The organism is Streptomyces peucetius, from assembly GCF_025854275.1.
In the GTDB taxonomy this organism is placed as follows: Bacteria; Actinomycetota; Actinomycetes; order Streptomycetales; family Streptomycetaceae; genus Streptomyces; species Streptomyces peucetius_A.
The window spans coordinates 4,033,039-4,056,464 of record NZ_CP107567.1 but is presented as its reverse complement, the minus strand read 5'-3'; the positions used below and the strand labels follow the sequence as shown (position 1 = coordinate 4,056,464).

21 protein-coding genes are annotated in these 23,426 nt (G+C 68.5%); 9 read left to right on the top strand and 12 right to left on the bottom strand.

Annotated elements, in window-relative coordinates:
* Window positions 1-47 precede the first annotated feature (47 nt).
* The 5 genes from OGH68_RS18660 to dnaA all read right to left on the bottom strand — a co-directional run bounded on the left by OGH68_RS18660 (window position 48) and on the right by dnaA (window position 6,450).
* A complete protein-coding gene (locus OGH68_RS18660) occupies window positions 48-608 on the bottom strand; it encodes a DUF721 domain-containing protein (RefSeq protein ID WP_264245443.1) in 561 nt (186 codons plus the stop codon).
* Window positions 605-1,732 (bottom strand): DNA replication/repair protein RecF, encoded by a 1,128-nt coding sequence (recF, locus tag OGH68_RS18655; RefSeq protein WP_264245442.1) that lies wholly within the window; start codon window positions 1,730-1,732, stop codon window positions 605-607. Before recF ends, OGH68_RS18660 begins: the two co-directional genes overlap by 4 nt.
* Before the next feature lie 56 nt (window positions 1,733-1,788).
* A complete protein-coding gene (gnd, locus tag OGH68_RS18650; protein ID WP_264245440.1) occupies window positions 1,789-2,667 on the bottom strand; it encodes a phosphogluconate dehydrogenase (NAD(+)-dependent, decarboxylating) in 879 nt (292 codons plus the stop codon).
* A gap of 101 nt (window positions 2,668-2,768) precedes the next feature.
* Window positions 2,769-3,899: a DNA polymerase III subunit beta gene (gene dnaN, locus OGH68_RS18645; protein ID WP_005314958.1), complete on the bottom strand. Its 1,131-nt coding sequence runs from the start codon at window positions 3,897-3,899 to the stop codon at window positions 2,769-2,771.
* A gap of 811 nt (window positions 3,900-4,710) precedes the next feature.
* Complete coding sequence (gene dnaA, locus OGH68_RS18640; RefSeq protein WP_264245439.1) at window positions 4,711-6,450, bottom strand: chromosomal replication initiator protein DnaA; 1,740 nt, start codon at window positions 6,448-6,450, stop codon at window positions 4,711-4,713.
* Between the two features lie 360 nt (window positions 6,451-6,810).
* On the opposite strand from dnaA, the gene rpmH reads away from it, so the two are divergent.
* The 9 genes from rpmH (at window position 6,811) to OGH68_RS18595 (ending at window position 13,684) form a co-directional block, all read left to right on the top strand.
* On the top strand, window positions 6,811-6,948 hold the full coding sequence (gene rpmH / locus OGH68_RS18635; protein ID WP_014047156.1) for a 50S ribosomal protein L34: 138 nt from the start codon (window positions 6,811-6,813) through the stop codon (window positions 6,946-6,948).
* Window positions 6,949-6,966: 18 nt separating this feature from the next.
* Window positions 6,967-7,338 (top strand): ribonuclease P protein component, encoded by a 372-nt coding sequence (rnpA, locus tag OGH68_RS18630; RefSeq protein WP_264245437.1) that lies wholly within the window; start codon window positions 6,967-6,969, stop codon window positions 7,336-7,338.
* The gene (gene yidD / locus OGH68_RS18625) at window positions 7,335-7,697 is read left to right on the top strand and encodes a membrane protein insertion efficiency factor YidD (protein WP_264245436.1); all 363 of its coding nucleotides are present in this window, start codon (window positions 7,335-7,337) and stop codon (window positions 7,695-7,697) included. Before rnpA ends, yidD begins: the two co-directional genes overlap by 4 nt.
* A gap of 3 nt (window positions 7,698-7,700) precedes the next feature.
* A complete protein-coding gene (yidC, locus tag OGH68_RS18620) occupies window positions 7,701-8,999 on the top strand; it encodes a membrane protein insertase YidC (RefSeq protein ID WP_264245435.1) in 1,299 nt (432 codons plus the stop codon).
* 14 nt (window positions 9,000-9,013) lie between these two features.
* Window positions 9,014-9,526: a protein jag gene (locus tag OGH68_RS18615; RefSeq protein ID WP_264245433.1), complete on the top strand. Its 513-nt coding sequence runs from the start codon at window positions 9,014-9,016 to the stop codon at window positions 9,524-9,526.
* A gap of 112 nt (window positions 9,527-9,638) precedes the next feature.
* Window positions 9,639-10,355, top strand: a complete 717-nt coding sequence (gene rsmG / locus OGH68_RS18610; protein WP_264245431.1) for a 16S rRNA (guanine(527)-N(7))-methyltransferase RsmG — start codon at window positions 9,639-9,641, stop codon at window positions 10,353-10,355.
* Between the two features lie 233 nt (window positions 10,356-10,588).
* Window positions 10,589-11,662 carry a ParA family protein gene (locus tag OGH68_RS18605; protein ID WP_319020217.1) on the top strand — a complete coding sequence of 358 codons (1,074 nt, stop codon included), beginning with the start codon at window positions 10,589-10,591 and terminating at the stop codon, window positions 11,660-11,662.
* Window positions 11,659-12,759 carry a ParB/RepB/Spo0J family partition protein gene (locus OGH68_RS18600; protein WP_264245429.1) on the top strand — a complete coding sequence of 367 codons (1,101 nt, stop codon included), beginning with the start codon at window positions 11,659-11,661 and terminating at the stop codon, window positions 12,757-12,759. The genes OGH68_RS18605 and OGH68_RS18600 overlap by 4 nt, the downstream gene beginning before the upstream one ends.
* A gap of 307 nt (window positions 12,760-13,066) precedes the next feature.
* A complete protein-coding gene (locus OGH68_RS18595) occupies window positions 13,067-13,684 on the top strand; it encodes a GNAT family N-acetyltransferase (RefSeq protein WP_264245427.1) in 618 nt (205 codons plus the stop codon).
* Window positions 13,685-13,808: 124 nt separating this feature from the next.
* On the opposite strand, the gene trxA is transcribed toward OGH68_RS18595, so the two are convergent.
* The 7 genes from trxA to OGH68_RS18560 all read right to left on the bottom strand — a co-directional run bounded on the left by trxA (window position 13,809) and on the right by OGH68_RS18560 (window position 23,375).
* Window positions 13,809-14,141, bottom strand: coding sequence for a thioredoxin (gene trxA / locus OGH68_RS18590; protein WP_264245425.1), 333 nt, complete (start codon window positions 14,139-14,141; stop codon window positions 13,809-13,811).
* 48 nt (window positions 14,142-14,189) lie between these two features.
* Window positions 14,190-15,164, bottom strand: coding sequence for a thioredoxin-disulfide reductase (gene trxB, locus OGH68_RS18585; protein WP_264245422.1), 975 nt, complete (start codon window positions 15,162-15,164; stop codon window positions 14,190-14,192).
* A 134-nt stretch (window positions 15,165-15,298) separates the two neighbouring features.
* Window positions 15,299-16,207, bottom strand: coding sequence for a hypothetical protein (locus OGH68_RS18580; protein ID WP_264245421.1), 909 nt, complete (start codon window positions 16,205-16,207; stop codon window positions 15,299-15,301).
* Window positions 16,204-16,908 carry an RNA polymerase sigma factor SigM gene (gene sigM / locus OGH68_RS18575; protein WP_264245419.1) on the bottom strand — a complete coding sequence of 235 codons (705 nt, stop codon included), beginning with the start codon at window positions 16,906-16,908 and terminating at the stop codon, window positions 16,204-16,206. The genes OGH68_RS18580 and sigM overlap by 4 nt, the downstream gene beginning before the upstream one ends.
* Window positions 16,909-16,945: 37 nt before the next feature.
* Window positions 16,946-18,700 (bottom strand): protein kinase family protein, encoded by a 1,755-nt coding sequence (locus OGH68_RS18570; protein WP_264245418.1) that lies wholly within the window; start codon window positions 18,698-18,700, stop codon window positions 16,946-16,948.
* Between the two features lie 148 nt (window positions 18,701-18,848).
* Window positions 18,849-20,999, bottom strand: a complete 2,151-nt coding sequence (gene murJ, locus OGH68_RS18565) for a murein biosynthesis integral membrane protein MurJ (protein WP_264245417.1) — start codon at window positions 20,997-20,999, stop codon at window positions 18,849-18,851.
* Between the two features lie 45 nt (window positions 21,000-21,044).
* On the bottom strand, window positions 21,045-23,375 hold the full coding sequence (locus tag OGH68_RS18560) for a DUF6049 family protein (protein WP_264245416.1): 2,331 nt from the start codon (window positions 23,373-23,375) through the stop codon (window positions 21,045-21,047).
* Window positions 23,376-23,426 lie beyond the last annotated feature (51 nt).

Sequence of the window (23,426 nt, the reverse complement as noted above, 5' to 3'; positions counted from 1 at the left end):
GAACGCAGATCCTCCTGTTACGGACATCGCAGAAAGCGGTCCGCTCCTCAGCCGTAGGTGTCGCCCGGACCGGTGCTGCCCGGTGCCCGCAGGGGACCGAACCTGCGCTGCGGCCCCCCGGGGCCCAGCACCTTGATCGCGCGGACGGTTCCGTGCCCGAGGTCCTCGTTGAGCCGGGCCACCAGCCGTGGGGCCAGCAGTCGCAGCTGCGTCGCCCACGCCGTCGAGTCGCACTGCACGGTGAGCAGCCGCTCGTCCGGGGCCTCGTCGTACCGCAGCGGGACGCAGTGATTGGCCAGATCCTCGCCCACGATCTGCGGCCAGCGGCCCATCACCCCGCCGACGGCGGCCGGTGTCTCCCAGCCCCGCTCGGTGATCAACCGGTTGATCGCCGCCCCCAGGGGCAGCGGATCGCGTCCGTCCGCCCTCGCCCCGGAGCGCAGCCCGCCGCCGCGTCTGGCCTGCTTCTTCTGCTGCGCCGCCGCGCCCCTGGCCTTGGCCTGCTCCTTCGCGGCACGCAGCGCCACGCGCGCCAGGTCCACACCCGACGCCTCGGAGGCTGCCTCGCCCTGCGGCCCGGCCGGCCGCTGCGCACCCTCGCCGGTCATACCCGCTCCACCGATCCGCCGGAGACCTCGTACCGCGCCCCCGCCAGCACGGCGGGTACGTCGTCGTCGACCGCCGCGGTCACCAGCACCTGCTCCCCGGGGGCCACCAGCTCGGCCAGCCGCTCCCGTCGCCGGGCGTCCAGCTCGGCGAAGACGTCGTCGAGGACGAGCACGGGCTCGTTGCCCTCGGCCCGCAGCAGATCGTAGGAGGCCAGCCGAAGCGCCAGCGCGTACGACCAGGACTCGCCGTGGCTCGCGTATCCCTTGGCGGGCAGCTGCCCGAGCTTCAGGACCAGCTCGTCACGGTGCGGGCCGACGAGGGTCACTCCTCGTTCGATCTCCTGCTTGCGCACCTCGGCCAGCGCCGCTTTCAGCTGCTCGAACAGCGACTCGCGGCTGTGCGTCTCCCCCGCCGGTCCGGCGGAGGAACGGTACTCCAGCTGAACCGGCCCGCCTCCCGGCGCGAGCGCCTCGTACGCCTTGTCGGCCAGGGGCTGCAGGGCGGCGATCAGGTCCAGCCGCTGGGCGGTCACCTCGGCACCCGCGCGCGCCAGGTGCTGGTCCCAGACGTCGAGCGTCGAGAGGTCCATGCCGCGGCCTCCGTGCCGCCGGGCCATCGCCGCCGACTTGAGCAGCGTGTTCCGCTGCTTGAGCACCCGCTCGTAGTCCGAGCGCACGCCCGCCATCCGCGGCGAGCGCGCCGTGACGAGCTCGTCCAGAAAGCGCCTGCGTTCGCCGGGGTCGCCCTTCACCAGCGCCAGGTCCTCCGGGGCGAAGAGCACGGTGCGCACTATGCCCAGCACGTCACGGGGTCTGACCTGCGAGGACCTGTTGATCCGCGCCCGGTTCGCCTTGCCCGGGTTCAGCTCGAGCTCGACCAGCTGCGAGCGTTCGCCCTGGGTGACGGCGGCCCGGATCACCGCCCGGTCGGCCCCCATCCGCACCAGCGGCGCGTCCGAGGAGACACGATGGCTGGCCAGGGTGGCGAGATAGCCCACGGCCTCGACGAGATTCGTCTTGCCCTGCCCGTTCGCCCCCACGAAAGCGGTGACGCCCGGATCGAGAGGGACCTCGACCCGGGCGTACGAGCGGAAGTCGGCCAGCGACAGATGCGTGACGTGCATGGTGTGCGCCGACCTTCCCCCGGCATGGCTGTGCACCGCGGTGCACAGCCTTCTGACTACTTCTTGCTCTCCACCGCGTGCCCGCCGAACTGGTTGCGCAGCGCCGCGATCATCTTCATCTGCGGGGAGTCGTCCTGGCGGGACGCGAAACGTGCGAACAGCGACGCGGTGATCGCGGGCAGCGGGACGGCGTTGTCGATGGCGGCCTCCACGGTCCACCGGCCCTCACCGGAGTCCTGTGCATAACCGCGCAGTTGCTCCAGGTGCTCGTCCTCGTCCAGCGCGTTGACCGCGAGGTCGAGCAGCCAGGAACGGATGACCGTGCCCTCCTGCCAGGACCGGAAGACCTCGCGCACATCGGTGACCGAGTCGACCTTCTCCAGGAGCTCCCAGCCCTCGGCGTAGGCCTGCATCATCGCGTACTCGATGCCGTTGTGGACCATCTTCGCGAAGTGGCCGGCGCCCACCTTGCCCGCGTGGACCGACCCGAACTCGCCCTCGGGCTTGAGAGCGTCGAAGATCGGCTGGACCTTGGCGACGTTCTCCGCGGTGCCGCCGTACATCAGGGCGTAGCCGTTCTCCAGGCCCCACACGCCACCGGAGACGCCGCAGTCGACGAAGCCGATGTCCTTGAGGCCCAGCTCGACGGCGTGCTTCTCGTCGTCGGTCCAACGGGAGTTGCCGCCGTCGACGACCACGTCGCCCGGGGAGAGCAGCTCGGCCAGCTCGTCGATCGTGGACTGCGTCGCGGCACCGGCCGGGACCATGACCCAGACGACCCGCGGGCCCTTGAGCTTGCCCACAAGCTCCTCAAGGCTGTGGACATCAGCGAGGTCCGGGTTGCGGTCGTAACCGACGACGGTGTGGCCGGCGCGGCGGATGCGCTCGCGCATGTTGCCGCCCATCTTGCCGAGACCGACGAGACCGAGCTCCATCAGATGATTCCTCAATCGTTGTGTGCAGTACCTACCCGTGTCCGAGCCTACGCCCGGGCACGGGTGCACACCTGTGGGGTCACGCGCTCACAAGCCGCTGCTCAGCCGCTCAGCCTCACCGGCATGATCAGGTACTTGTAGGCCTCGTCCGCCTCCGCGTCCACGGCGGGCCTGCCGCTCAGCAGCGCCGGCTTGGTGGAGGTGGTGAACGACAGCTGGGCGACGGGCGAGTCGATCGCACTCAGGCCGTCCAGCAGGAACGTCGGGTTGAAGGCGATCGAGATGTCGTCACCTTCCAGCTGCGCGTCCACCCGCTCCACAGCCTGTGCGTCGTCGCTGGAACCGGCCTCGAGGATCAGCACGCCCTGCTCGAAGCTGAGCCGCACCGGGGTGTTCCGCTCGGCGACGAGGGCCACACGCTTGACGGCCTCGACGAACGGCGCGGTCTCGATGACGGCCACCGAGTTGAACTCCGTCGGGAACAGGGTGCGGTATTTGGGCAGGTCGCCCTCGAGCAGGCGCGTCGTGGTCCGCCGGCCGGCGCCCTCGAAGCCGATCAGACCCTCACCGGCGCCGGAGCCGGACAGGGCCAGGGTGACCGTGTCACCGCTGGTGAGCGCCTTGGCGGTGTCCAGCAGCGTCTTGGCGGGCACCAGGGCGACAGCGGAGGCGTCCGGGTTCTCGGGCTTCCAGAGGAACTCGCGGACCGCGAAGCGGTAGCGGTCGGTCGAGGCGAGGGTGACGGTGTCGCCCTCGATCTCGATCCGCACACCGGTCAGCACCGGGAGGGTGTCGTCGCGGCCGGCGGCGATGGCGACCTGCGCCGCAGCGGAGGCGAAGACCTCGCCGGGCACGGTGCCGGTGGCGGTCGGCATCTGCGGCAGGGCCGGGTACTCCTCCACAGGCAGGGTGTGGAGGGTGAACCGGGAGGAGCCGCAGACCACGGTCGCCCGTACACCGTCTGTGGAAATCTCGACCGGCCGGTTGGGCAGGGCGCGGCAGATGTCGGCGAGCAGACGGCCGGAGACCAGGACGGTGCCGTCCTCGTCGACCTCTGCCTCCACCGAGACTCGCGCCGAGACCTCGTAGTCGAAGCTCGAGAAGCTGACCGCGCCGTCCTCCGCCTTCAGGAGAAGGCCCGCGAGAACGGGCGCCGGCGGGCGGGCCGGGAGGCTGCGGGCCACCCAGGCCACCGCCTCCGCGAGTACATCGCGCTCCACCCGGATCTTCACCCGAACCGCCTCCTGCTGTTGCCGCCCTGCTGGACTTCGTCGTCGGCTTGATGCCGGAGACCAGTCTGACGTACCGCGCCGACAGCCGGTGCGGGTCGGGGTCAAGTCGCTCCGAGCGGCACCCGGCGGTCCGGGCTCGAGTTGTGCACAGGGCCCTCTTCGAGGCGAATTCCGGGCTAACTCTGAGTGGGAGTAGTAGTAGGGCCTGTGGAAACCGTGGATAACGTCGTCCACGCAGGTCAGACCCACTTTTTTGTCCACCGCGCCTGTGGGTGGTGCCCGTGGACAACCCGAGGTTTCTGTGGACGCCGGAAAGTTCTGCACACCCGATGCACAGCCAGGGGGCACTTCTCCCCAGTGCCGTCCCCAGCTTTACCCATGTTCCCCACAGGCCAACCGAGCTCCTTGGTGTGACGGCTTTCACTCGACGCGGTGAGCGGGCGTGTTTCGTTGCCGAACAGTGGACAGGGGTGTGGAGAAGCTGTGGGCAATGGGCCGCTGCCTGTGGGCCGCCGGTGGACAACGTTGATCACAGCCTGTGGACGGTTTCCGTGTCCACAGGCTGTGGAGTCCGGTTGGCCACAATTCCCCAAGGCACTGACCTGGGGCGACCGCCTGTCCACCGGTGCGCCTGTGGACCGATTCTGGACAACTTCACGGTCCCCAGGCTGTGGAAGGAAGATCCTTCCCACATCTGTGGAGAACCGCTCGACGGCCACTCGCATTCGAACACAGCCTGCGCGGGGAAACGGCCGAGGGCGCCCCGGAACGTGTCCCGGGGCGCCCTCGAAGGCTGTGACGGCCGGCCCCGTCAGCCGTTCTTGATGCGGTTGGTGAGCTCGGTGACCTGGTTGTAGATGGAGCGCCGCTCGGCCATCAGCGCACGGATCTTCCGGTCCGCGTGCATCACCGTCGTGTGGTCACGGCCGCCGAACTGCGCACCGATCTTCGGCAGCGACAGGTCGGTCAGCTCCCGGCACAGATACATGGCGATCTGCCTGGCCGTCACCAGGACCCGGCTGCGGGACGAGCCGCAGAGGTCCTCCACCGTGAGACCGAAGTAGTCGGCGGTGGCCGCCATGATGGCGCTCGCCGTGATCTCCGGCGCGGCGTCCTCCCCACCGGGGATCAGGTCCTTCAGGACGATCTCGGTGAGTCCGAGGTCCACGGGCTGCCGGTTGAGGGACGCGAACGCCGTCACACGGATCAGCGCGCCCTCGAGCTCCCGGATGTTGCGCGAGATCCGGGAGGCGATGAACTCCAGGACCTCCGGAGGGGCGTTGAGCTGCTCCTGGACGGCCTTCTTCCGGAGGATCGCGATACGCGTCTCCAGCTCCGGTGGCTGCACGTCCGTCGTCAGACCCCACTCGAAGCGGTTGCGGAGCCGGTCCTCCAGCGTCATGAGCTGCTTGGGCGGCCGGTCGGAGGACAGGACGATCTGCTTGTTGGCGTTGTGGAGGGTGTTGAAGGTGTGGAAGAACTCCTCCTGCGTCGACTCCTTGCTCGCCAGGAACTGGATGTCGTCGACGAGAAGGATGTCCACGTCCCGGTAGCGCTTGCGGAAGGTGTCGCCCTTGCCGTCCCGGATCGAGTTGATGAACTCGTTGGTGAACTCCTCCGAGCTCACGTACCGCACCCGGGTCCCCGGATAGAGACTGCGGGCGTAGTGCCCGATCGCGTGCAGCAGGTGGGTCTTGCCGAGGCCCGACTCCCCGTAGATGAAAAGGGGGTTGTACGCCTTGGCGGGGGCCTCCGCGACCGCCACGGCCGCGGCGTGTGCGAAGCGGTTGGAGGCGCCGATCACGAAGGTGTCGAAGAGGTACTTCGGATTGAGACGGGCATGCGGCTCGCCGGGACCCGGCGCCGGCGCGGGCTGAGCGCCCAGCGGGCCCGGTGCTCCCGAGGGGCCGCCGCGGTGCGGGGCCTGCGGCTCGGGCAGGGGGCGACGCTCCGGGCGGGATTCGTACTGCCGGCGTTCCGGCGGCTGCGGAGACCGGTAGTCGTGCTGCTGCGGGGGAGAGGCATAGGGGTCCCGGTCCTGGAAGCCGCCGAGGCGCGGCTGCTGCCACGACAGGTCCTCCTGGGTACGCGGCCAGGCCCCGGGCTCGGGGCGCTGCTGGTACTCGGGATAGGCGGGCCTTGCCGTCGGCAGGCCGTCGTCGGAGCCGGGGCGGTGCCCGTACGTGTCATAGGGGTCGCCCTGCCGGTGCTCGTCGTGCTGCGGTCCCGGGTACCTGGGCTGCTGCTGGGGCGGCGACTGCGGGGCGGGTCCGTCGCCGACGGAGTCGTCGACGGTGATCGCGATGCGGATCGGCCGGCCGCACTCCCGGCTGAGCGTCTCGCTGATGAGCGGTGCCAGCCGGCCCTCGAGGACCCTCTTGCCCCATTCGTTGGGGACGGCGAGCAGGGCGGTGTCGGCGACCAGGGCGAGCGGCTGACAGCGCTCGATCCACTGTTTGTCCTTCGGCTCGACGCCCTGCTGGCCCTCGTCGAGGAGATGCTCGAGCACTCGTGGCCACACTGCGGCAAGATCGGCAGGTACGTCAGCCACAAGGCACGCTCTCTCACAGGTCCCACGAATGTGTGGTTCTCGGGACGGGATGGGAAGACAGGCAGGAAAAGAATCCGAGTTCAGTCACGGTAGTCAGGGCGACCCGCGTGGTTCAAGTTGTTGTCCACAGCCTGTGCACAGTGGACCACGGCCCAGGACCGGTTTGACCGGATGGCGCGGCCCCGCGTACCGTGACCAGGTCGAGTTGTCGATGGCTGCTGCCGCCTGCCTCCGATGGGCAAAGATCACGATCTGTGGTTGTGAAGCGGTGCACTCGGGCGTAATCGCGAGCTACTCGTGGGCGCACGGTGACAGCCAGGCGATGTCCCGCCATCTACGAATCATTTCTGGAGCCCCCGAGTGAGCAAGCGCACCTTCCAGCCGAACAACCGTCGTCGCGCGAAGACCCACGGTTTCCGCCTGCGCATGCGTACCCGTGCCGGTCGCGCCATCCTGGCGAACCGTCGTGGCAAGGGTCGCGCCAACCTGTCCGCCTGATCGCGTACAGGGCATGACGTGCTGCCTACCGAGAACCGGCTGAGGCGGCGCGAGGACTTCGCGACTGCGGTACGACGAGGACGCAGGGCAGGCCGCCCGCTTCTTGTCGTCCACCTTCGCAGCGGCACAACGGACCCGCACGCGCCTGGGGAGAGCGCCTCCCCGACGTGTGCGGGTTTCGTCGTGAGCAAGGCTGTGGGCGGCGCCGTCGTCCGCAACAAGGTCAAGCGGAGACTGCGCCATCTCATGCGCGATCGGCTCTCCGCGCTGCCCCCCGGTAGCCTGGTGGTCGTACGGGCGCTGCCCGGCGCGGGCGACGCCGAACATGCTCAGCTGGCCCGAGACCTGGACGCCGCTCTCCAGCGGCTGCTGGGAGGGGGCGCGCGATGAAGTACCCGCTGCTGGCTCTGATCAAGATCTATCAGTGGACGATCAGCCCGCTGCTGGGGCCCGTCTGCAGGTACTACCCGTCGTGCTCCCACTACGGATACACGGCCATCGACCGGCACGGCGCGGTCAAGGGCACAGTGCTGACCGCCTGGCGCATCCTGCGGTGCAACCCGTGGTCGCCGGGCGGCGTGGACTACGTGCCCGAGCGCAAGCGCCCGCGGTGGCACGAAATGCTGCGCAACGCCTTGCGCGGCGACAGCAAGGGCGGGGACTCCGCCGTTGATCTGCCTGCCCCGGGACCGGCCTCCGCATCCCAGGGCACGGCCGCAGAGACCTCGCCCAATGCTCAAGGAGCCTGATTAGTGGACACGATTGCCAGTCTGTTCAGTTTTATCACCACGCCTGTCTCGTGGATCATCGTTCAGTTCCACAGTCTCTACGGGGCGATCTTCGGCCCTGACACGGGATGGGCCTGGGGACTGTCCATCGTGTCTCTGGTGGTGCTGATCCGGATCTGTCTGATCCCGCTCTTCGTGAAGCAGATCAAGTCGACCCGGAACATGCAGGCGCTCCAGCCGAAGATGAAGGCGATCCAGGAGCGCTACAAGAACGACCGACAGCGTCAGTCCGAAGAGATGATGAAGCTGTACAAGGAGACGGGTACCAACCCGCTCTCCTCGTGCCTTCCGATCCTTGCGCAGTCGCCGTTCTTCTTCGCGCTGTACCACGTGCTCAGCAAGATCGCCTCGGGTGACGAGATCGGGGTGCTCAACGAGAACCTCGTGAACAGTGCGCGCGAGGCGCACATCTTCGGTGCTCCCATCGCGGCCAAGTTCATGGACGACCCGGCGAAGGTGGAGGCGCTCTACGCCTCGCTGACCGACGTGCGCATCGTCACCGCGATCATGATCGTCCTGATGTCGGCGTCGCAGTTCTACACGCAGCGCCAGCTGATGCAGAAGAACGTCGACCTCACGGTCAAGACCCCGTACATGCAGCAGCAGAAGATGCTGATGTACATCTTCCCGGTCATCTTCGCCGTGATGGGCATCAACTTCCCCGTCGGTGTCCTCGTCTACTGGCTGACCACCAACGTGTGGACCATGGGCCAGCAGATGTACGTGATCAACCAGAACCCGACTCCGGGCAGCAAGGCTCAGGACCAGTACCTGCAGCGTCTGCTCAAGAGCGTCACCTCTCACAGTGAGGTCCGTTCGCGGCGCAAGCGCACCGTCGTCCAGGCGATCGTGGCCAAGGGCACGGACCGCAACGACAACGAGCGCCGGTTCATCACCGGTCTCGCCAAGGCCGGCCTCGTCGCCCAGGCGGACGGCACCGTGATCAAGAGCGACACCGCCGTGGCGGAGGCCGAAGGCGGCGCCGCCCAGAAGCGCCAGCAGCCCAAGCGCCAGACCAAGGCGAAGCGCCAGGCCGCAACGACCCAGACCGGTGCGGACAAGCCCGCCGGCGGCACCGGCTCCGCGTCGAAGCCGTCCCTGGAGAAGGACAAGCCCGCCGCGGGGCGTGCCAGGGCAGGCTCCACGCAGGGTGATGCCAAGCCGAACACGGGCGGTGGCAAGGCCGCCGGTTCCTCACGCCAGCCCAAGCCGGGACAGCGCAAGGGCCCGCAGCGGCCCAAGCACCCGTCGTCCAAGAAGTAAGAAGGAGTCCATCCGTGACGGAAGGCACCATCTCCGCTGCCGCAGAGGGTGGCGACACCCTGACCCGCCTCGAGCAGGAAGGGGAGATCGCGGCAGATTACCTCGAGGGCCTGCTGGACATCGCCGACCTCGACGGTGACATCGACATGGACGTCGAGGCCGACCGGGCCGCGGTCTCCATCATCAGCGACACGGCCAGCCGGGACCTGCAGAAGCTTGTGGGCAGGGACGGTGAGGTGCTCGAGGCGCTGCAGGAGCTGACACGTCTCGCCGTGCACCGGGAAACGGGTGACCGCTGCCGGCTGATGCTCGACATCGCGGGGTTCCGGGCGAAGAAGCGCACCGAGCTCGCCGAGCTGGGTGCCAAGGCGGCGGCCGAGGTGAAGAGCACCGGTGAGCCGGTGAAGCTCGACCCGATGACGCCCTTCGAGCGCAAGGTCGTCCACGACGCCGTCGCGGCGGCGGGTCTGCGCAGCGAGTCCGAGGGCGAGGAGCCTCAGCGCTTCGTCGTCGTGCTCCCTGCCTGACCACTTTGTTCTGTCGGCCCCGTCTGTTCGCAGGCGGGGCCGATCTTTGTCAGCCTGTTAGTCAGCCACCGCAGTCCACATTGCGGCAGTGCGGTACGGAAGGACGGTCCTCGTGACGGAGGCAGCACAGCTTCCCCAGGCGCCCGAGGCGGCGAGGAGGGTATTCGGTGAGTACTTTCCGGCGGCCGTGCGGTACGCGGAGCTGCTCGCGGACGCCGGGGTCAAGCGCGGTCTGATCGGGCCGCGTGAAGTACCGAGACTGTGGGAGAGGCATCTGCTGAACTGTGCCGTCCTCTCCGAAGTGGTGCCGGAGGGTGTCACGGTCTGCGACGTCGGCTCCGGTGCCGGGCTTCCCGGTATCCCCTTGGCCCTGGTCCGGCCCGACCTGAAGATCACTCTGCTGGAACCGCTGCTGCGCCGGACGAACTTTCTTCAGGAAGTGGTGGAGCTGCTGGGTCTGGACCATGTGACGGTGGTGCGGGGCCGGGCCGAGGAGGTCCTCGGGAAGCTGTCGCCGGTGCACGTGGTGACCGCACGAGCAGTGGCCCCGCTGGACCGGCTGGCCGGCTGGGGTGTCCCCCTGCTTCGGCCTTACGGCGAGATGCTGGCGCTCAAGGGCGACACGGCAGAGGAGGAGATCCAAGGAGCCAGGGCCGCCCTCAGCAAGTTGGGTGTGGTGGAGACCTCGGTCCTTCAGGTCGGAGAAGGGCTCGTCGATCCGCTGACCACTGTCGTACGGGTCGAGGTCGGGGAGAGCCCGGGTGGTGTGAGGTTCGCCGCAAAGCGCGCCAAGGCGGCTCGGACGAGTCGGACCCGCCGTCGCCGCTGAGCCATACACGTAGCCATACGTCCTGATTTCGGAGTGTCGTCCCGGTCTGGTCATGCGGCTTGTGCATCGTGTTTCACGTGAAACGTCGCTCACTGCTGCAGGGAATTATCAGCCGCGGCCGTGCGGCCGCCCCGTCGAAGGGCCGCAAGCCCCTCTTGCGGGCTACGGAATTGTCCACAGGCGTGGATTCCTCCACAGAACCACGGGCCTCGCTGGTTCACGACCCCGAAAGCATGGCACGCTCTGTTCATTGCGAGCCTGATGTCGAGGAGAGTGAATCCTTGCGGTCCGACGCCAACATCGCGGGACCGATGACCGATCCGGTCCCCGGTCCCCGTACCGAGTCCGCGGGGGAGGATGTTTCACGTGAAACACCGCCCCCCATGGACGACACTCCCATCGGTCGTGCTGCTCAGCTGGCCGTGGAGGCGCTGGGGCGTGCCGGTGAGGGCCTGCCCCGACCTGAGCAGACACGCGTCATGGTCGTCGCCAACCAGAAGGGCGGCGTGGGAAAGACCACCACCACGGTCAACCTCGCCGCTTCGCTCGCGTTGCACGGCGCGCGTGTGCTGGTGATTGATCTGGATCCGCAGGGCAACGCGTCCACGGCTTTGGGGATCGATCACCATGCCGAAGTTCCCTCGATCTACGACGTCCTGGTGGAGAGCAAGCCTCTCTCCGAAGTGGTCCAGCCGGTCCCGGACGTCGAAGGACTCTTCTGCGCCCCCGCCACCATCGATCTCGCCGGTGCGGAGATCGAGCTGGTGTCGCTGGTGGCGCGGGAGAGCAGACTGCAGCGGGCCATCCAGGCCTACGAGCAGCCGCTGGACTACATCCTCATCGACTGTCCCCCGTCGCTGGGCCTGCTGACGGTCAATGCCCTCGTGGCCGGTGCGGAGGTACTGATCCCCATCCAGTGCGAGTACTACGCGCTGGAAGGGCTCGGTCAGCTGCTGCGTAACGTGGACCTGGTGCGTGGCCACCTCAACCCCACGCTGCATGTCTCCACCATCCTGCTCACCATGTACGACGGCAGGACCAGGCTCGCCTCGCAGGTGGCGGAGGAGGTGCGCAGCCACTTCGGCGAGGAGGTCCTGCGCACGAGCATCCCGCGCTCGGTGCGTATTTCGGAGGCGCCGAGCTACGGGCAGACGGTACTGACCTATGATCCAGGGTCCAGTGGCTCCCTGTCGTATCTCGAAGCAGCCCGTGAGATCGCTCTGCGTGGGGTCGGTGTCCGCTACGACCCGCAGCATGCCCACACGGGTCGGAACAGCCAGCAGAACGTGTCGGAGGGGATCCAGTGAGCGAGCGACGTAGAGGATTGGGGCGTGGGCTCGGTGCGCTGATTCCTGCCGCTCCGCAGGAGAAGCAGCCGAACTCCCAGGGAGCGTCGACCTCTCCGGGTGTGTCTCCCGTGCTGACTGCGGAGAGGGGGGTGGCGGCGGCCAAGGTCGCCACGCTGCCGGCCGCAGCAGCCGCGCCCGAGGCAACCAGCCCCTCACCAGAGGGGGAGGCTGCTTCGGCACAGGTGAGCGCCCCGGCAGGCGCCCACTTCGCCGAGGTGCCACTCGATGCGATCAGCCCGAACCCGCGCCAGCCGCGTGAGGTCTTCGACGAGGACGCCCTGGCGGAACTCGTCACCTCCATCAAGGAAGTGGGACTTCTCCAGCCGGTCGTCGTCCGTCAACTGGCGCCGGAACGCTACGAACTCATCATGGGCGAGCGTCGTTGGCGCGCGTGCCGGGAGGCGGGACTCGAGCGGATCCCCGCGATCGTCCGGGACACCGACGACGAGAAGCTGCTGCTGGACGCTCTCCTGGAGAATCTGCACCGGGCCCAGTTGAATCCGCTGGAAGAGGCGGCCGCCTACGACCAGCTGCTCAAGGACTTCAACTGCACGCACGACCAACTGGCCGACCGGATCGGCCGTTCTCGTCCCCAGGTGTCCAACACGCTTCGGCTACTGCGGCTTTCCCCTCCGGTTCAGCGCCGGGTTGCCGCGGGCGTGCTCTCTGCCGGTCATGCTCGTGCTCTGCTCTCCGTCGACGACTCGGAGGAGCAGGATCGGCTGGCGCACCGGATCGTCGCGGAAGGCCTGTCGGTCCGGGCGGTCGAGGAGATCGTGACGCTGCTCAATTCGAACCCCGAGAGCGCGCCCAAGCCGAAGGGTCCCCGAGCCGGCACCCGGCTGTCCCCGGCGCTTTCGGATCTTGCCTCGCGGCTCTCCGACCGTTTCGAGACGCGCGTGAAGGTCGACCTGGGCCAGAAGAAGGGAAAGATCGTCGTCGAGTTCGCCTCTATGGATGATCTCGAGCGCATTCTCGGCACCCTGGCACCCGGTGAGGGGCGTGTTCTGGAGAAGGGCCTCGGCGAGGACCCTGCAGAGGACGAGGACGTCTGAGTTTTCGTTCGTCGCTGTCGACAGGGCGGGTGGTGTTCCGGACTTCGGAACACCACCCGCCCTTTGCCGTGGTGCGGTATCCATGCCGGGGCTGGGTGGATACGATGCGTTCTGGTATGAACGCATCCACCTTGAGCCACTTCGGAGAGAAGGCGACGGTCATGCGATCGGTGAGCTGCGGCCAACTGGTGACAGCAGGCCTCGGGCTCGGGGCGGTGGGCGGCTTCGTCAGCAGCCTGCTCCTCGAGAGGAGCGCGCTGGCGGTCGCCCGCAGCGCGGCAGACGAGGGAAGAGAGGAACGGCCTCCATGGGGCGTCGGCTCGTACCGCTCACGCTGGACAACCTTTCGGACCTTCCCAAGCGCTGTCGGGCGTGCGTCTTCTGGGAACTCGACCCGGTCAGCGGTGAGGCCGCGGTAAAGGCCGGAACACCCGAGCTCGAGAAGGAGGCATGGATCTCGGCCGTGCTCCTCGAGTGGGGCTCCTGCGGGCGGGTGGTCTACGTCGACGACGTTCCTGTCGGCTTCGTCCTCTACGCTCCGCCGGCCTACGTGCCCCGTTCCATGGCCTTTCCCACCAGTCCCGTGTCAGCGGACGCGGTGCAGTTGATGACCGCGTGGGTCATGCCCGGCTATCAGGGGCAGGGGCTCGGCCGGGTCATTGTGCAGACGGTCGCCAAGGATCTGCTGCGCCGGGGGTTCCGTGCCATCGAGGCATTCGGCGACGCCCGGTGGAAGGAGCCGGCCTGCGTGCTGCCGGCCGACCATCTTCTCGCGGTCGGCTTCAAGACCGTACGACCGCACCCGACGTATCCGCGTCTGCGGTTGGAGCTGCGGACGACGCTCTCCTGGAAAGAGGATGTGGAGCTCGCGCTGGACCGACTTCTGGGAGCTGTGCAGAAGGAACCGGCGCTGCGGCCGCTCTGACCCGGCAGAGGAAGGGACCGGACGACGCAGAGGCACCGGTCGACGAAGGGCCAGGCAGACGAATGGGCCCGCCCCCTCGGGGGACGGGCCCATTCGTGTTTCACGTGAAACGGTGGAGCCGTGCCTACTCTCCGATGAAGCCCTCGAGGTCGCGCACGATCGCGGCCTTCGGCTTGGCACCGACGATGGTCTTGGCGACCTCACCGTTCTGGTAGACGTTCAGCGTCGGGATCGACATGACGCCGTACTTGGCTGCGGTGGCCGGGTTCTCGTCGATGTTGAGCTTCACGACCTGGATCTTGTCGCCGTGCTCGGCCGCGATGGCCTCGAGAGACGGCGCGATCTGGCGGCAGGGACCGCACCAGGCGGCCCAGAAGTCCACCAGTACGGGCTTGTCGCTCTTGAGGACGTCCTCCTCGAAGGAGTCGTCAGTCACGTTCTTCAGGGCGCCGGCCACGGCGGCCTCCTAACTTTCTGCGGGGTGTGAGGGAGTGGGATCCGGGGGTCAGACCACGGGGGTCTTCTCGGGCTCGGCAGCCTTCTCGCTGTCCGAGAGCGCGGCGAGGAAGCGCTCGGCGTCCAGAGCGGCAGCGCAGCCGGTGCCCGCGGCAGTGATCGCCTGACGGTAGGTGTGGTCGACGACGTCACCGGCGGCGAAGACACCGGTGAGGTTGGTGCGGGTCGAAGGGGCATCGACCTTGAGGTAGCCCTCGCCGTCCAGCTCGAGCTGGCCCTTGAACAGCTCGGTCCGGGGGTCGTGGCCCACCGCGATGAAGAGGCCGGTCACCGCAAGCGGGGACTTCTCGGCCGTCTTCGTGTTGTTCAGGGTCAGACCCGAGAGCTTCGGGTCGCCATGGATCTCCGCGACCTCGCTGTTCCAGGCAAAGGAGATCTTCGGGTCGGCGAAGGCACGCTCCTGCATGGCCTTGGAGGCCCGCAGCGTGTCGCGGCGGTGGATGATCGTGACGGACTTGGCGAAGCGGGAGAGGAAGGTGGCCTCCTCCATCGCGGTGTCGCCACCGCCGACGACGGCGATGTCCTGGTCCTTGAAGAAGAAGCCGTCACAGGTCGCGCACCAGGAGACCCCGCGGCCGGACAGCGCATCCTCGTTGGGCAGTCCGAGCTTGCGGTGCTGCGATCCGGTGGTGACGATCACGGCCTTGGCGCGGTGCACGGTTCCGGCGGTGTCGGTCACGGTCTTGATGTCGCCCGTGAGGTCGACCGACACGATGTCGTCGGGGACGAGTTCGGCGCCGAAACGCTCTGCCTGGGCCCGCATGTTGTCCATGAGGTCAGGCCCCATGATGCCGTCGCGGAAACCCGGGAAGTTCTCCACATCGGTCGTGTTCATCAGCGCACCGCCGGCGGTGACTGCGCCCTCGAACACCAGCGGCTGAAGCGAGGCTCGCGCGGTGTAGAGCGCGGCTGTATAGCCCGCGGGCCCGGAGCCGATGATGATCACATTACGGACGTCGCTCACGGGTTTCTTCCTCGTCTCTGCAGACTGCCTACTGCCTACGGGGCGGGTTCATGGACTCTCACCCCACCCAACGGATCCTACGGGGCGTGCATTCCCGTGGAACCGGAGCGGCACCGGCGACATCTCGGAGGATCTCAGGGACGAGGGAAGGACTGCTTGAGAAGGAGTTCGCCCGTGGGCACGGCCGGGCGGTCGACGCAGGCCGCGTCGATGACGTACGCCTCGACCCGAGTGCTGTCCTTGGGGTGTGCCATGAGCACGAGATAAGCGCTCATGCCTTCGTACGTCCCCTGCTCGACGGCGATCGGTGTGTCGGTCCGTCCTGTCCCCTGCCGGATGCAGCCGGGTACGGATGCGTCCGGGCTGCTCTTGGGGGAGACAGTCGTAGGACCGCTTTCCAGGGAAGGCGCCTTCTCGATCCTGGGCTCGGCTTTCTGCGTCGGTCCGGTTGCCAGCAGGGAACGCACACGGTCGTCGAGGGCGCTGCCGGAGAACTGCGCACCATCACGTGCCGCGGTGCTCACGCTCGCCTCCTTCTGCGCCGTGGCGGCGTCATTGCCAGAGCCTGTCTGCGCCGACTGGAGGAACATCACACTCACCCCCACGGCGGCAGCGCCGAGGACGGCACTGAGGACGGTGGTGCGTCGGCGACGTGTCCTGCCCACTCGCCCCGGACCGGTCGCTGCTCGAGGGTGCCCTGCCGGCCGGGCGGGCGGGGACACCGGCTCCGCGGTGAGAGGACGGGGCACTGTTTCACGTGAAACATGGTCCGTCTCGCCACCGGTGGTGGAGTCGAGCAGCGCTTCCGCAGCCAGAGCGGCATCGATGCGGCCGGCGATGTCGGCCGGCATGCGCGGAGGGCCGGGCAGCGTGCCGAGCAGGCCGCGGATCTCCTCGAGAGACGTCTGCACGTCCGAGCAGAGCACGCAGTCGTCGAGGTGCCGCCGCACCTCCGCCGTACGGGAGGCCGGCAGAAGGCCTTCGGTGAGGTCGGAGATCTCCGAGACGTCCGGGTGCCCATTCGTGTCGGTCGAGGATGTCACGCGCGCCCACCTCCGCCCTTCACTGCCGCAGGGTCACTCGGCCCTGTTTCTCTTGGTCCCGACGCCGGTGGGACGGATGTCCCCGGCGTCCGGTTCCTTCCCAGGCCGAGGTCGCTGTTATCCCCGGCCTGACCACGCAGATGCGTGAGCATGGGAAGGAGGCGGGCCCTGCCCCGGGCACAGCGGCTCTTCACCGTTCCCGTCGGCACGTCCAGCACGCGCGCTGCTTCCGCGACCGCGTAGCCCTGCATGTCGACGAGCACCAGGGCGGCGCGCTGGTCCACCGGCAGTTTCGCGAGGGCGGCAATCAGCTCGCGATGAAGATCATGACGCTCGGCGGGGGCTTCAGCCGACTCGTGCGGCTCCAGGAGCTGCTCGAGGCGCTCCGTGTCGTCGACGGGCGAGGTCCTGCGGGAGGCGGCCTTCCGGACTCGGTCGAGGCATGCGTTGACGGTGATGCGGTGCAGCCATGTGGTGACGGCGGACTGGCCCCGGAAGGTGTGGGCCGCCCGGAAGGCCGAGACCAGGGCGTCCTGGACGGCATCGGCCGCCTCCTCGCGGTCCCCCAGGGTGCGCAGGGCGACGGCCCACAGCCTGTCTCGGTGGCGCCGGACGAGCTCACCGAAGGCATCGGGGTCACCGTCGACATGGCGTGCCAGCAGATCCTGGTCGCTTGCGTCGCCGAGCGTCGCCTTGTCCAACGGTGAACCCCCTCCCCTTCGTCGGTGCGTCTGTCCGTCAGCCGGTGAACTTCACGTCCTCGATGCCCTGCTTGTGTCCGGCGCCGTTGTACCCGTCCTGCGGCGAGTAGGGCATCGCGGTCATCCACAGCAGCACGTACCGGCTCTTGACCGGCTTCCGGGCCGTCAGTGTGAGGTCGGATCCGTTGGTCTGCCCGGTGGCGATCCTCTCCATCGAGTCGACGGAGCCGGACGGCGACAGGGAGTCGACCGCGTAGAGAGTCATGGTGGTGTGGTTGCCGTCGTAGCGCAACGCTATGGAAGCACCGGAGATCTCCTTGTCGGACCCGAGGTCGTAGACGATGCCCACACCCTCCTTGACGGAGGGCACCAGGTCCGGACCGTCCACGAAGTATCCGGTGCGCCAGTCGCTCGTGGAGTCGTCGTCGTAGGTGGCGTCGACCTTGGCCGCGTTCTGGGGCCTGCCGTCCGGCGCGTACTCCTGAGCGTCCTGGATCGCCAGGGGCACGGGTGCCTTGGGCTTGTCGTTTCCATCCGGGGCTCCGGTCTCCGACGTCTTGGGCCCTTCCTTGGCGTTGCGGTCGTCCAGCAGCCTGTCGGCGATCTGCCAGCTGCCGAGACCGAGCGCCGCGATGAGCAGCGCGGACACGGCCCACTTGAGGGCCTTGCCGGTACGGGTCTGCAGGGGCGGGGGCGGAGTGGGTGCCGGCTGGGTGGTGGCGGGAGCACCCGGCCTGGTTGCCGGCCTTCCGTGACTGACCTGCTGGTACGTGGTGCGCTGGTACTCGGGAGGTGCGGCGAAGACCGGCTCCGGCGGGCGGATGCGCGGCATCGCGGCGACGGCCTTGGCCAGTTCATCGGGTGTGGTGCACGGCGGTTCCTCGCGGGAAGCCGTGGCACCGTCGTTGATCAGCGCGCGCATGGCGAGTTGGGACAGGCCTCGGTGGACGCCGGCCCGCACCTGGTCGGGGGCGATCAGGCCCACTCCCTTGGGGAGCCCCGAGAGTCCGTAGGCATCGTTCTCGTAGGGCCAGCGCTGAGTCAGCGCTGCGTACAGGAGAGCGCCGATCGCTTCGGTGTCCGCCCGCTGGGGGCCGTCGGCGGAGATGCCGCGCAGCGCGGCGTTCACGGCCAGGCCGCGGATCCGGTACTGGCCCGTCGAGGTCCGCAGTACGGCACCCGGTGTGAGCCTCAGATGGGCGAGGCCCTCGCGGTGGGCGGCGGCCATGGCCTGGGAGATCTGGTCGACGAGCTGGTAGGCGTCGTGCGGCTCGAACGGTCCGGCGGCCAGCAGGGCGGTCAGCTCGACGGCGTCGGGGAGCCACTCGTGCACGACGTAGACGAGGTCGTTCTCCTCGACGGCGTCCAGTACTTGGACGAACCGAGGGTCGCCCAGGAGCGCCGAGGAACGGGCCGCTGCCAGGACGGAGCGTGCCCGGGGGTGGTCGGAGGGAAGGATGTGCACGCCGACAGCGCGCCGCAGTTTCTCGTCGACCGCACGCCAACTGCTGAAACCGTCCAGACGGGTGACGCACTCCTCGAGCCGGTAGCGTCTGGCGAGCTTGTGGCCGCTGTGGAGATCGGGTGTGGAGGGGGACGGTTCGCCGCCCTGCTGTTCACCGTCCGATTCCGGCGTCTCCTTCCGCGCTGCGCTGGGGGAGTCCGCCGTAGGGGACTTTGTCGTCTGGGATTCCGCCGCCCCGTCGGTCGTGGCCTTGCCCGCCTTGGCGGTCAGCGGTTCGTCCCCGCCGTTGTCGGCCACGTCGACGGCAGCCGTGCTACGTTCCGCCACCGTCGTTCCTGCCTCCCCATCCGTTGCGCCATGTCCAACAGCCATGCCAATTGTGCCCACAGTCCGGCGCTATGCACGACACGCGGGGTCCGGTGATGGTTGTGCGGGACTCGTTCGAGGCCACCTGTGGTGCGTCGTTTCCGCAGGCCTAGCGGCCGAGTCGGCCACGCACCATGCCCACCATGGCGTTGAGTTCCTCGATGCGCATTCGCCTGGCGGCGACGAAGAAGACGCCCAGGAGCGCGACGCCGCCCGCCACCAGCGCCACCAGCGAGCCGCCGGCACCGCTGCCGAGTCCCATGAGGACCCCGTAGGCGACGGCGCCACCGGCCACGGCTGCAGGCACGGAGGCCATGGAGAGCCGGGCGTAGGTACGCATGACGTGAGAGCCGTCCAGATCGCCGCCCAGGCGGTTCTTGAGCCTCCGCCAGGCGACACCCACACCTACGGCGTAGGCGAGGCCGTAGGAGGCTGCCATGCCGACGACGGCCCACCGGGCGGGCAGCACCAGGTAACACAGCACCGAGGCACTGGCGTTGACGACGGCGACGATGACCGTGTTGTAGAAGGGGGTCCGGGTGTCCTCGTAGGCGTAGAAGCCGCGCAGTACCACGTACTGCACGGAGTACGGGATGAGGCCGAGGCCGAAGGCCATCAGGATGAAGCCCATGCCCCGGGCCGCATCGAGGCCGGTGGAGGCGAACAGCAGCGTGGACATCGGCAGGCCGAGCGCGAGGAACGCGAAGGAGACCGGGACGATGGCGACGGCGGAGTTGCGCAGGCCCTGGGAGATGTCGTCGCGTACGGCGCCGGGGTCGTCGTCGTGTGCGGCGCGCGAGAGGCGGGGCAGCAGTGCCGCCATCACGGAGACGGTGATGATGGCCTGCGGCATGCCCCAGATGAGCTGGGCGTTGGTGTAGGCGATGAAGCCGGCGCCCTCCGTACCGGAGGCCTTTCCGGCAGCGGTGGCGAGCTGGGTGACGACGAGGACCCCCGCCTGGTTCGCGAGGACGAAGAGCACGGTCCACTTCGCCAGCTTCACGGTCTTGCCGAGCCCGTGGCCCTTCCAGTCGAACCGGGGGCGGAAGCGGAAGCCGGTCTCGCGCAGGTACGGGATCATGGCCAGCGCCTGGACGACGAGCCCGAGCAGCGTTCCCACGCCGAGCAGCCGGACGCCTTCCGGCGGGATCGTCTGCACGCCCATCTGGGATTCGGCCGAGGTGCCGTAGACCCAGATGAAGAGGCCGAATGTGGTGATCATGACGATGTTGTTCAGGACCGGGGTCCACATCATCGCGCCGAACTTGCCGCGGGCGTTGAGGATCTGCCCCATGACCACGTGGATGCCCATGAAGAAGATCGTGGGCAGGCAGTAGCGGGCGAACGTGACCGCGACGCTGTTGGCGGCCTGATCGGAGGCGATCGTGTCCGACATCAGCCGGATGAGCAGCGGCGCAGCGAAGACCGCGGCCGCGACGATCGCGCCGAGCGCCACCATGACCAGCGTGAGCAGGCGGTTGGCGAATGCCTGGCCGCCGTCGGCGTCGTTCTTCATCGCCCGGACCAGCTGCGGGACGAAGACGGAGTTGAGACCGCCGCCGACCGTGAGGATGTAGATCATCGTCGGCAGGGTGTACGCGACGGTGAAGGTGTCACCGAGGAGCGCCGCGCCGAGCGCGGCCGTGATCACCAGGCTGCGTACGAATCCCGTGAGCCGGGAGACCAGGGTTCCCGCCGCCATCACGGCGCTGGACTTCAGCAGGCTGGTGGCACGGCCCGCCGGCTTCTTGGGGGCGGCCGGCGTCGCGGGCACCGGTTCGGGGGCGGGCGGCGGCACCGAGGACTGCTGGTCGCGGAAGAGATGTGCGAATGCGTCGGGCTCCGGCTTGTCCTCGCCGGCCCGGGACACCAGGTCGTCCACTCCGGTGAACTGCGTGGTCCGTGCGTCGTCGCCGTACGGCAGATGACGGGACGGGCCCTCGGGTTCCGGCGGAGGGGTCTGTGCCCAGATACGAGGGTCGGGGGCGTACAGCGGCGCCGCGGGCTGCTGGTAGAGCGGTTGTGGGTCCTGGTGGGTGCCCGGAGGTGGCGGGGGGTGCGCCGAGCGGTCGTAGAGCGCCTCGTCCACCGGGTCCTGGGCTGACAGGTCCTGCGTCGCCTGGAAGGGGTCGCCTACGTAGGCGTCCCCCACGTAGGGGTCCTGCGCATACGGGTCGGACGAGGGCTGCTGCGGCGGGAACGAGCCTGCCGGGTCACCGCCCGCGCCCTGACCGCGGTCACCGTCGTACGGCGCGTTCATGACTACCCCACCTCATCGTCCCCGGCCGACCGGCCACGACATCGCTCAACGGTCCACTTTCTCACCAGCGCCCGACGGGTTGCCGCTTTCCGGTCCGGTGTCAGGTGCGAGGTCACTCGGCTGCTCAGGATCCGAGCCGTCGGAGTCACTCTCCGTGTCAGCCGTGTCCTGATCGTTCGCGGCAACCGCAGCCTCCGCAGCGGCGGCGCGCTTGCGCTGGGTGTACATCCTGATGCCCGCCAGGACGAGCAGGAGGACACCGCCGGCGAGGACGAGCATGACGGTCGGAGTGATCTCCGAGACCTTCACCGTGAACGACATGGGCCGGCCATAGGGAGTGCCGTCCGCGGTGTAGAGCTGTGCGGTCATCTGGACCTGGCCGTTGGCGTTGGCGGACGTCGGGAACTTCACCGACTGGCTGTGGCCGCCCTCGACCTTGATCGGCTGCTCCGCCACCCCCTTGGTCCTGTCGTCGTCGAGGTGGAGACGGTTGGGATTGTTGGACTTCAACCGCAGCACCAGGTCGTCGATCCCCTGGACCAGCTGGTTCTGCACCGTGACCGGGATGGTCGCACTGCGCCCGGACAGGGTCACGTCCGACTTCTTGATCAGCTGGACCTCTTCGGTGAGGCTCTGCAGATACGACTGGACCTCCGCTCGGTACTCCTGTGCGGCCACCGGCTTGCCCCGCCAGGCCGTCGACAGCTCACGGTCGACGGCTCGCCCGAACGGTGCCTCCACCCGGTCGGCGAAGGTGAGGATGACCTTGAACTTGTCGAGGGTGTTCTGCGTCTGCCTGATGTCCTCGAATGCCTGGACCGGCAGCTCCTGCTTGCGCAGCCTGGAGGGGTACCGGGACGCGCTGGGCACCGTGGTGTTCGCGTCGGCGTCCGGCTTGGCGGACGCCGCGGCGACCAGGTCCAGCGGCTGCGTCCAGCGCTGGTGCTCCAGCGCGCGCAGTGCGCGGGCCATGGACTGGGCCTGGGCGATCGTGGGCACGCGCTGCGGCGCCACGACGATGCTCCGCTGGTTCTCCGGGGCCTGGAGCGTCAGGGCCAGTGTCTGCGCCAGGAACTCCTGCACGGCGAGCGTGGACTCGCCGGCGCGGGTCATGTCGCCCTGGAAGGCCGTCGACAGACGGGTGTCGGCGACCACCGCTGTCGTGCCGCCGCCGATGGGGCGGGCGGCCGTGGGCGTGTAGGGGAGGTCGTCCTGGAGGCTGTCGCTCCGGGCGATCACCTTGTGTGCGCCGGCGGAGGTGGCCACATCGACGATCGAGGAGTCGATCGCACCCTCCACCGGCCAGGCGAAGTCGAGGGACGGCTTCACATGGAGGATCGTCTCCACCGTGACCTCAGCCACCTCCGTGGCCGGCTGAAGGTGGCTGAGCGAGCCGGAGACCGACTTCCCCTTGTGCGCCAGTGAGGCGAGATCCGGGTCCGCGAACGGGAGAGCGACCACCTTCTGGTCCTGTACGGCGGACTCGACGGCGCTCAGCCACCGCTTCGCCACGTCCTGGTTCGTGCCGGCGACCGTGGAGTCGCCGGCCTTCACCCGGTAGTCCCGTGTCATGGCGTCCACGGTGGCCAGGAGGTCGGGGTCGATGACCCAGGTGACCGGCAGCTCCCTGCCGAGGGAGACGAGCTGGTCGAGCCGACCGCCGGGGGCGAGTTCGGCGGCCAGCGTCTCGTCCTCGAAAACGGGCGTCTGCTGTTCGTCCGACCCGGTCTCCGAGGTGAGGTGGGTCGATGAGATCAGCGGCCAGAGGTAGGTGAGACGCGTCTTCTTCTCCACGTCCTCCGGCTGCCAGGGCAGGAAGGTCCGCTCGATGCCCAGCACCCGCTCATAGGACTGGTTCGGCGTCTCTCCCGAGAGGGAGACCCCCAGCTGATAGACGCCGCCGTCGTCGTCGAGGGGGAGTTCATCGGCCGGCACCGAGAGCGTGAAGTCGTAGCTGACGCCTGAGACGAGCTTCGGGAGTTCGACGCTGTACTTGTCGTCGATCGTCGGGCCGTCGACACCGTAGGTGTAGCCGGTCCTCTCCGCGGCCCGGTCGATGGCGGACCGGCCGTCGATCTCCGGGCCGACCCGGAGATCGACGTGCGCGTCGGTGATCGTCTGCCGCCCCTTGTTGACCACCGTTCCCGAGACGGTGATCCGGTCCTTCTTCCCGGGCGCTTCCGGCGTCAGCGTGTCCAGGGACACATCCACGGTCCGCGATCCGGTGGGCTCTTCAGCGGCGTGCGCCGGCAGCGCGGCGGGACCGCACAGCAGCCCGGCCACGAGGGGCACACCGGTGATCAGGGAGGCTGTACGACGCAGCCACCGACGCGCAGGAGAGATGCGCATCCCCTGGAAGTCTGCCGCCTCGGCCACGCGCTCGTCCGTCCTCGTCGTCTGCTGCCTTTGGTGGTTCTCCGCCTGTTG

What these genes read in the sequence shown, in the direction of transcription:
- OGH68_RS18595 (WP_264245427.1), top strand. Translation starts at nt 13,067, where the DNA reads ATGGGGCGTCGGCTCGTACCGCTCACGCTGGACAACCTTTCGGACCTT.
- murJ (WP_264245417.1), bottom strand. Translation starts at nt 20,999, where the DNA reads ATGAACGCGCCGTACGACGGTGACCGCGGTCAGGGCGCGGGCGGTGAC.
- gnd (WP_264245440.1), bottom strand. Translation starts at nt 2,667, where the DNA reads ATGGAGCTCGGTCTCGTCGGTCTCGGCAAGATGGGCGGCAACATGCGC.
- OGH68_RS18660 (WP_264245443.1), bottom strand. Translation starts at nt 608, where the DNA reads ATGACCGGCGAGGGTGCGCAGCGGCCGGCCGGGCCGCAGGGCGAGGCA.
- yidD (WP_264245436.1), top strand. Translation starts at nt 7,335, where the DNA reads ATGAAGTACCCGCTGCTGGCTCTGATCAAGATCTATCAGTGGACGATC.
- OGH68_RS18605 (WP_319020217.1), top strand. Translation starts at nt 10,589, where the DNA reads ATGGCACGCTCTGTTCATTGCGAGCCTGATGTCGAGGAGAGTGAATCC.
- recF (WP_264245442.1), bottom strand. Translation starts at nt 1,732, where the DNA reads ATGCACGTCACGCATCTGTCGCTGGCCGACTTCCGCTCGTACGCCCGG.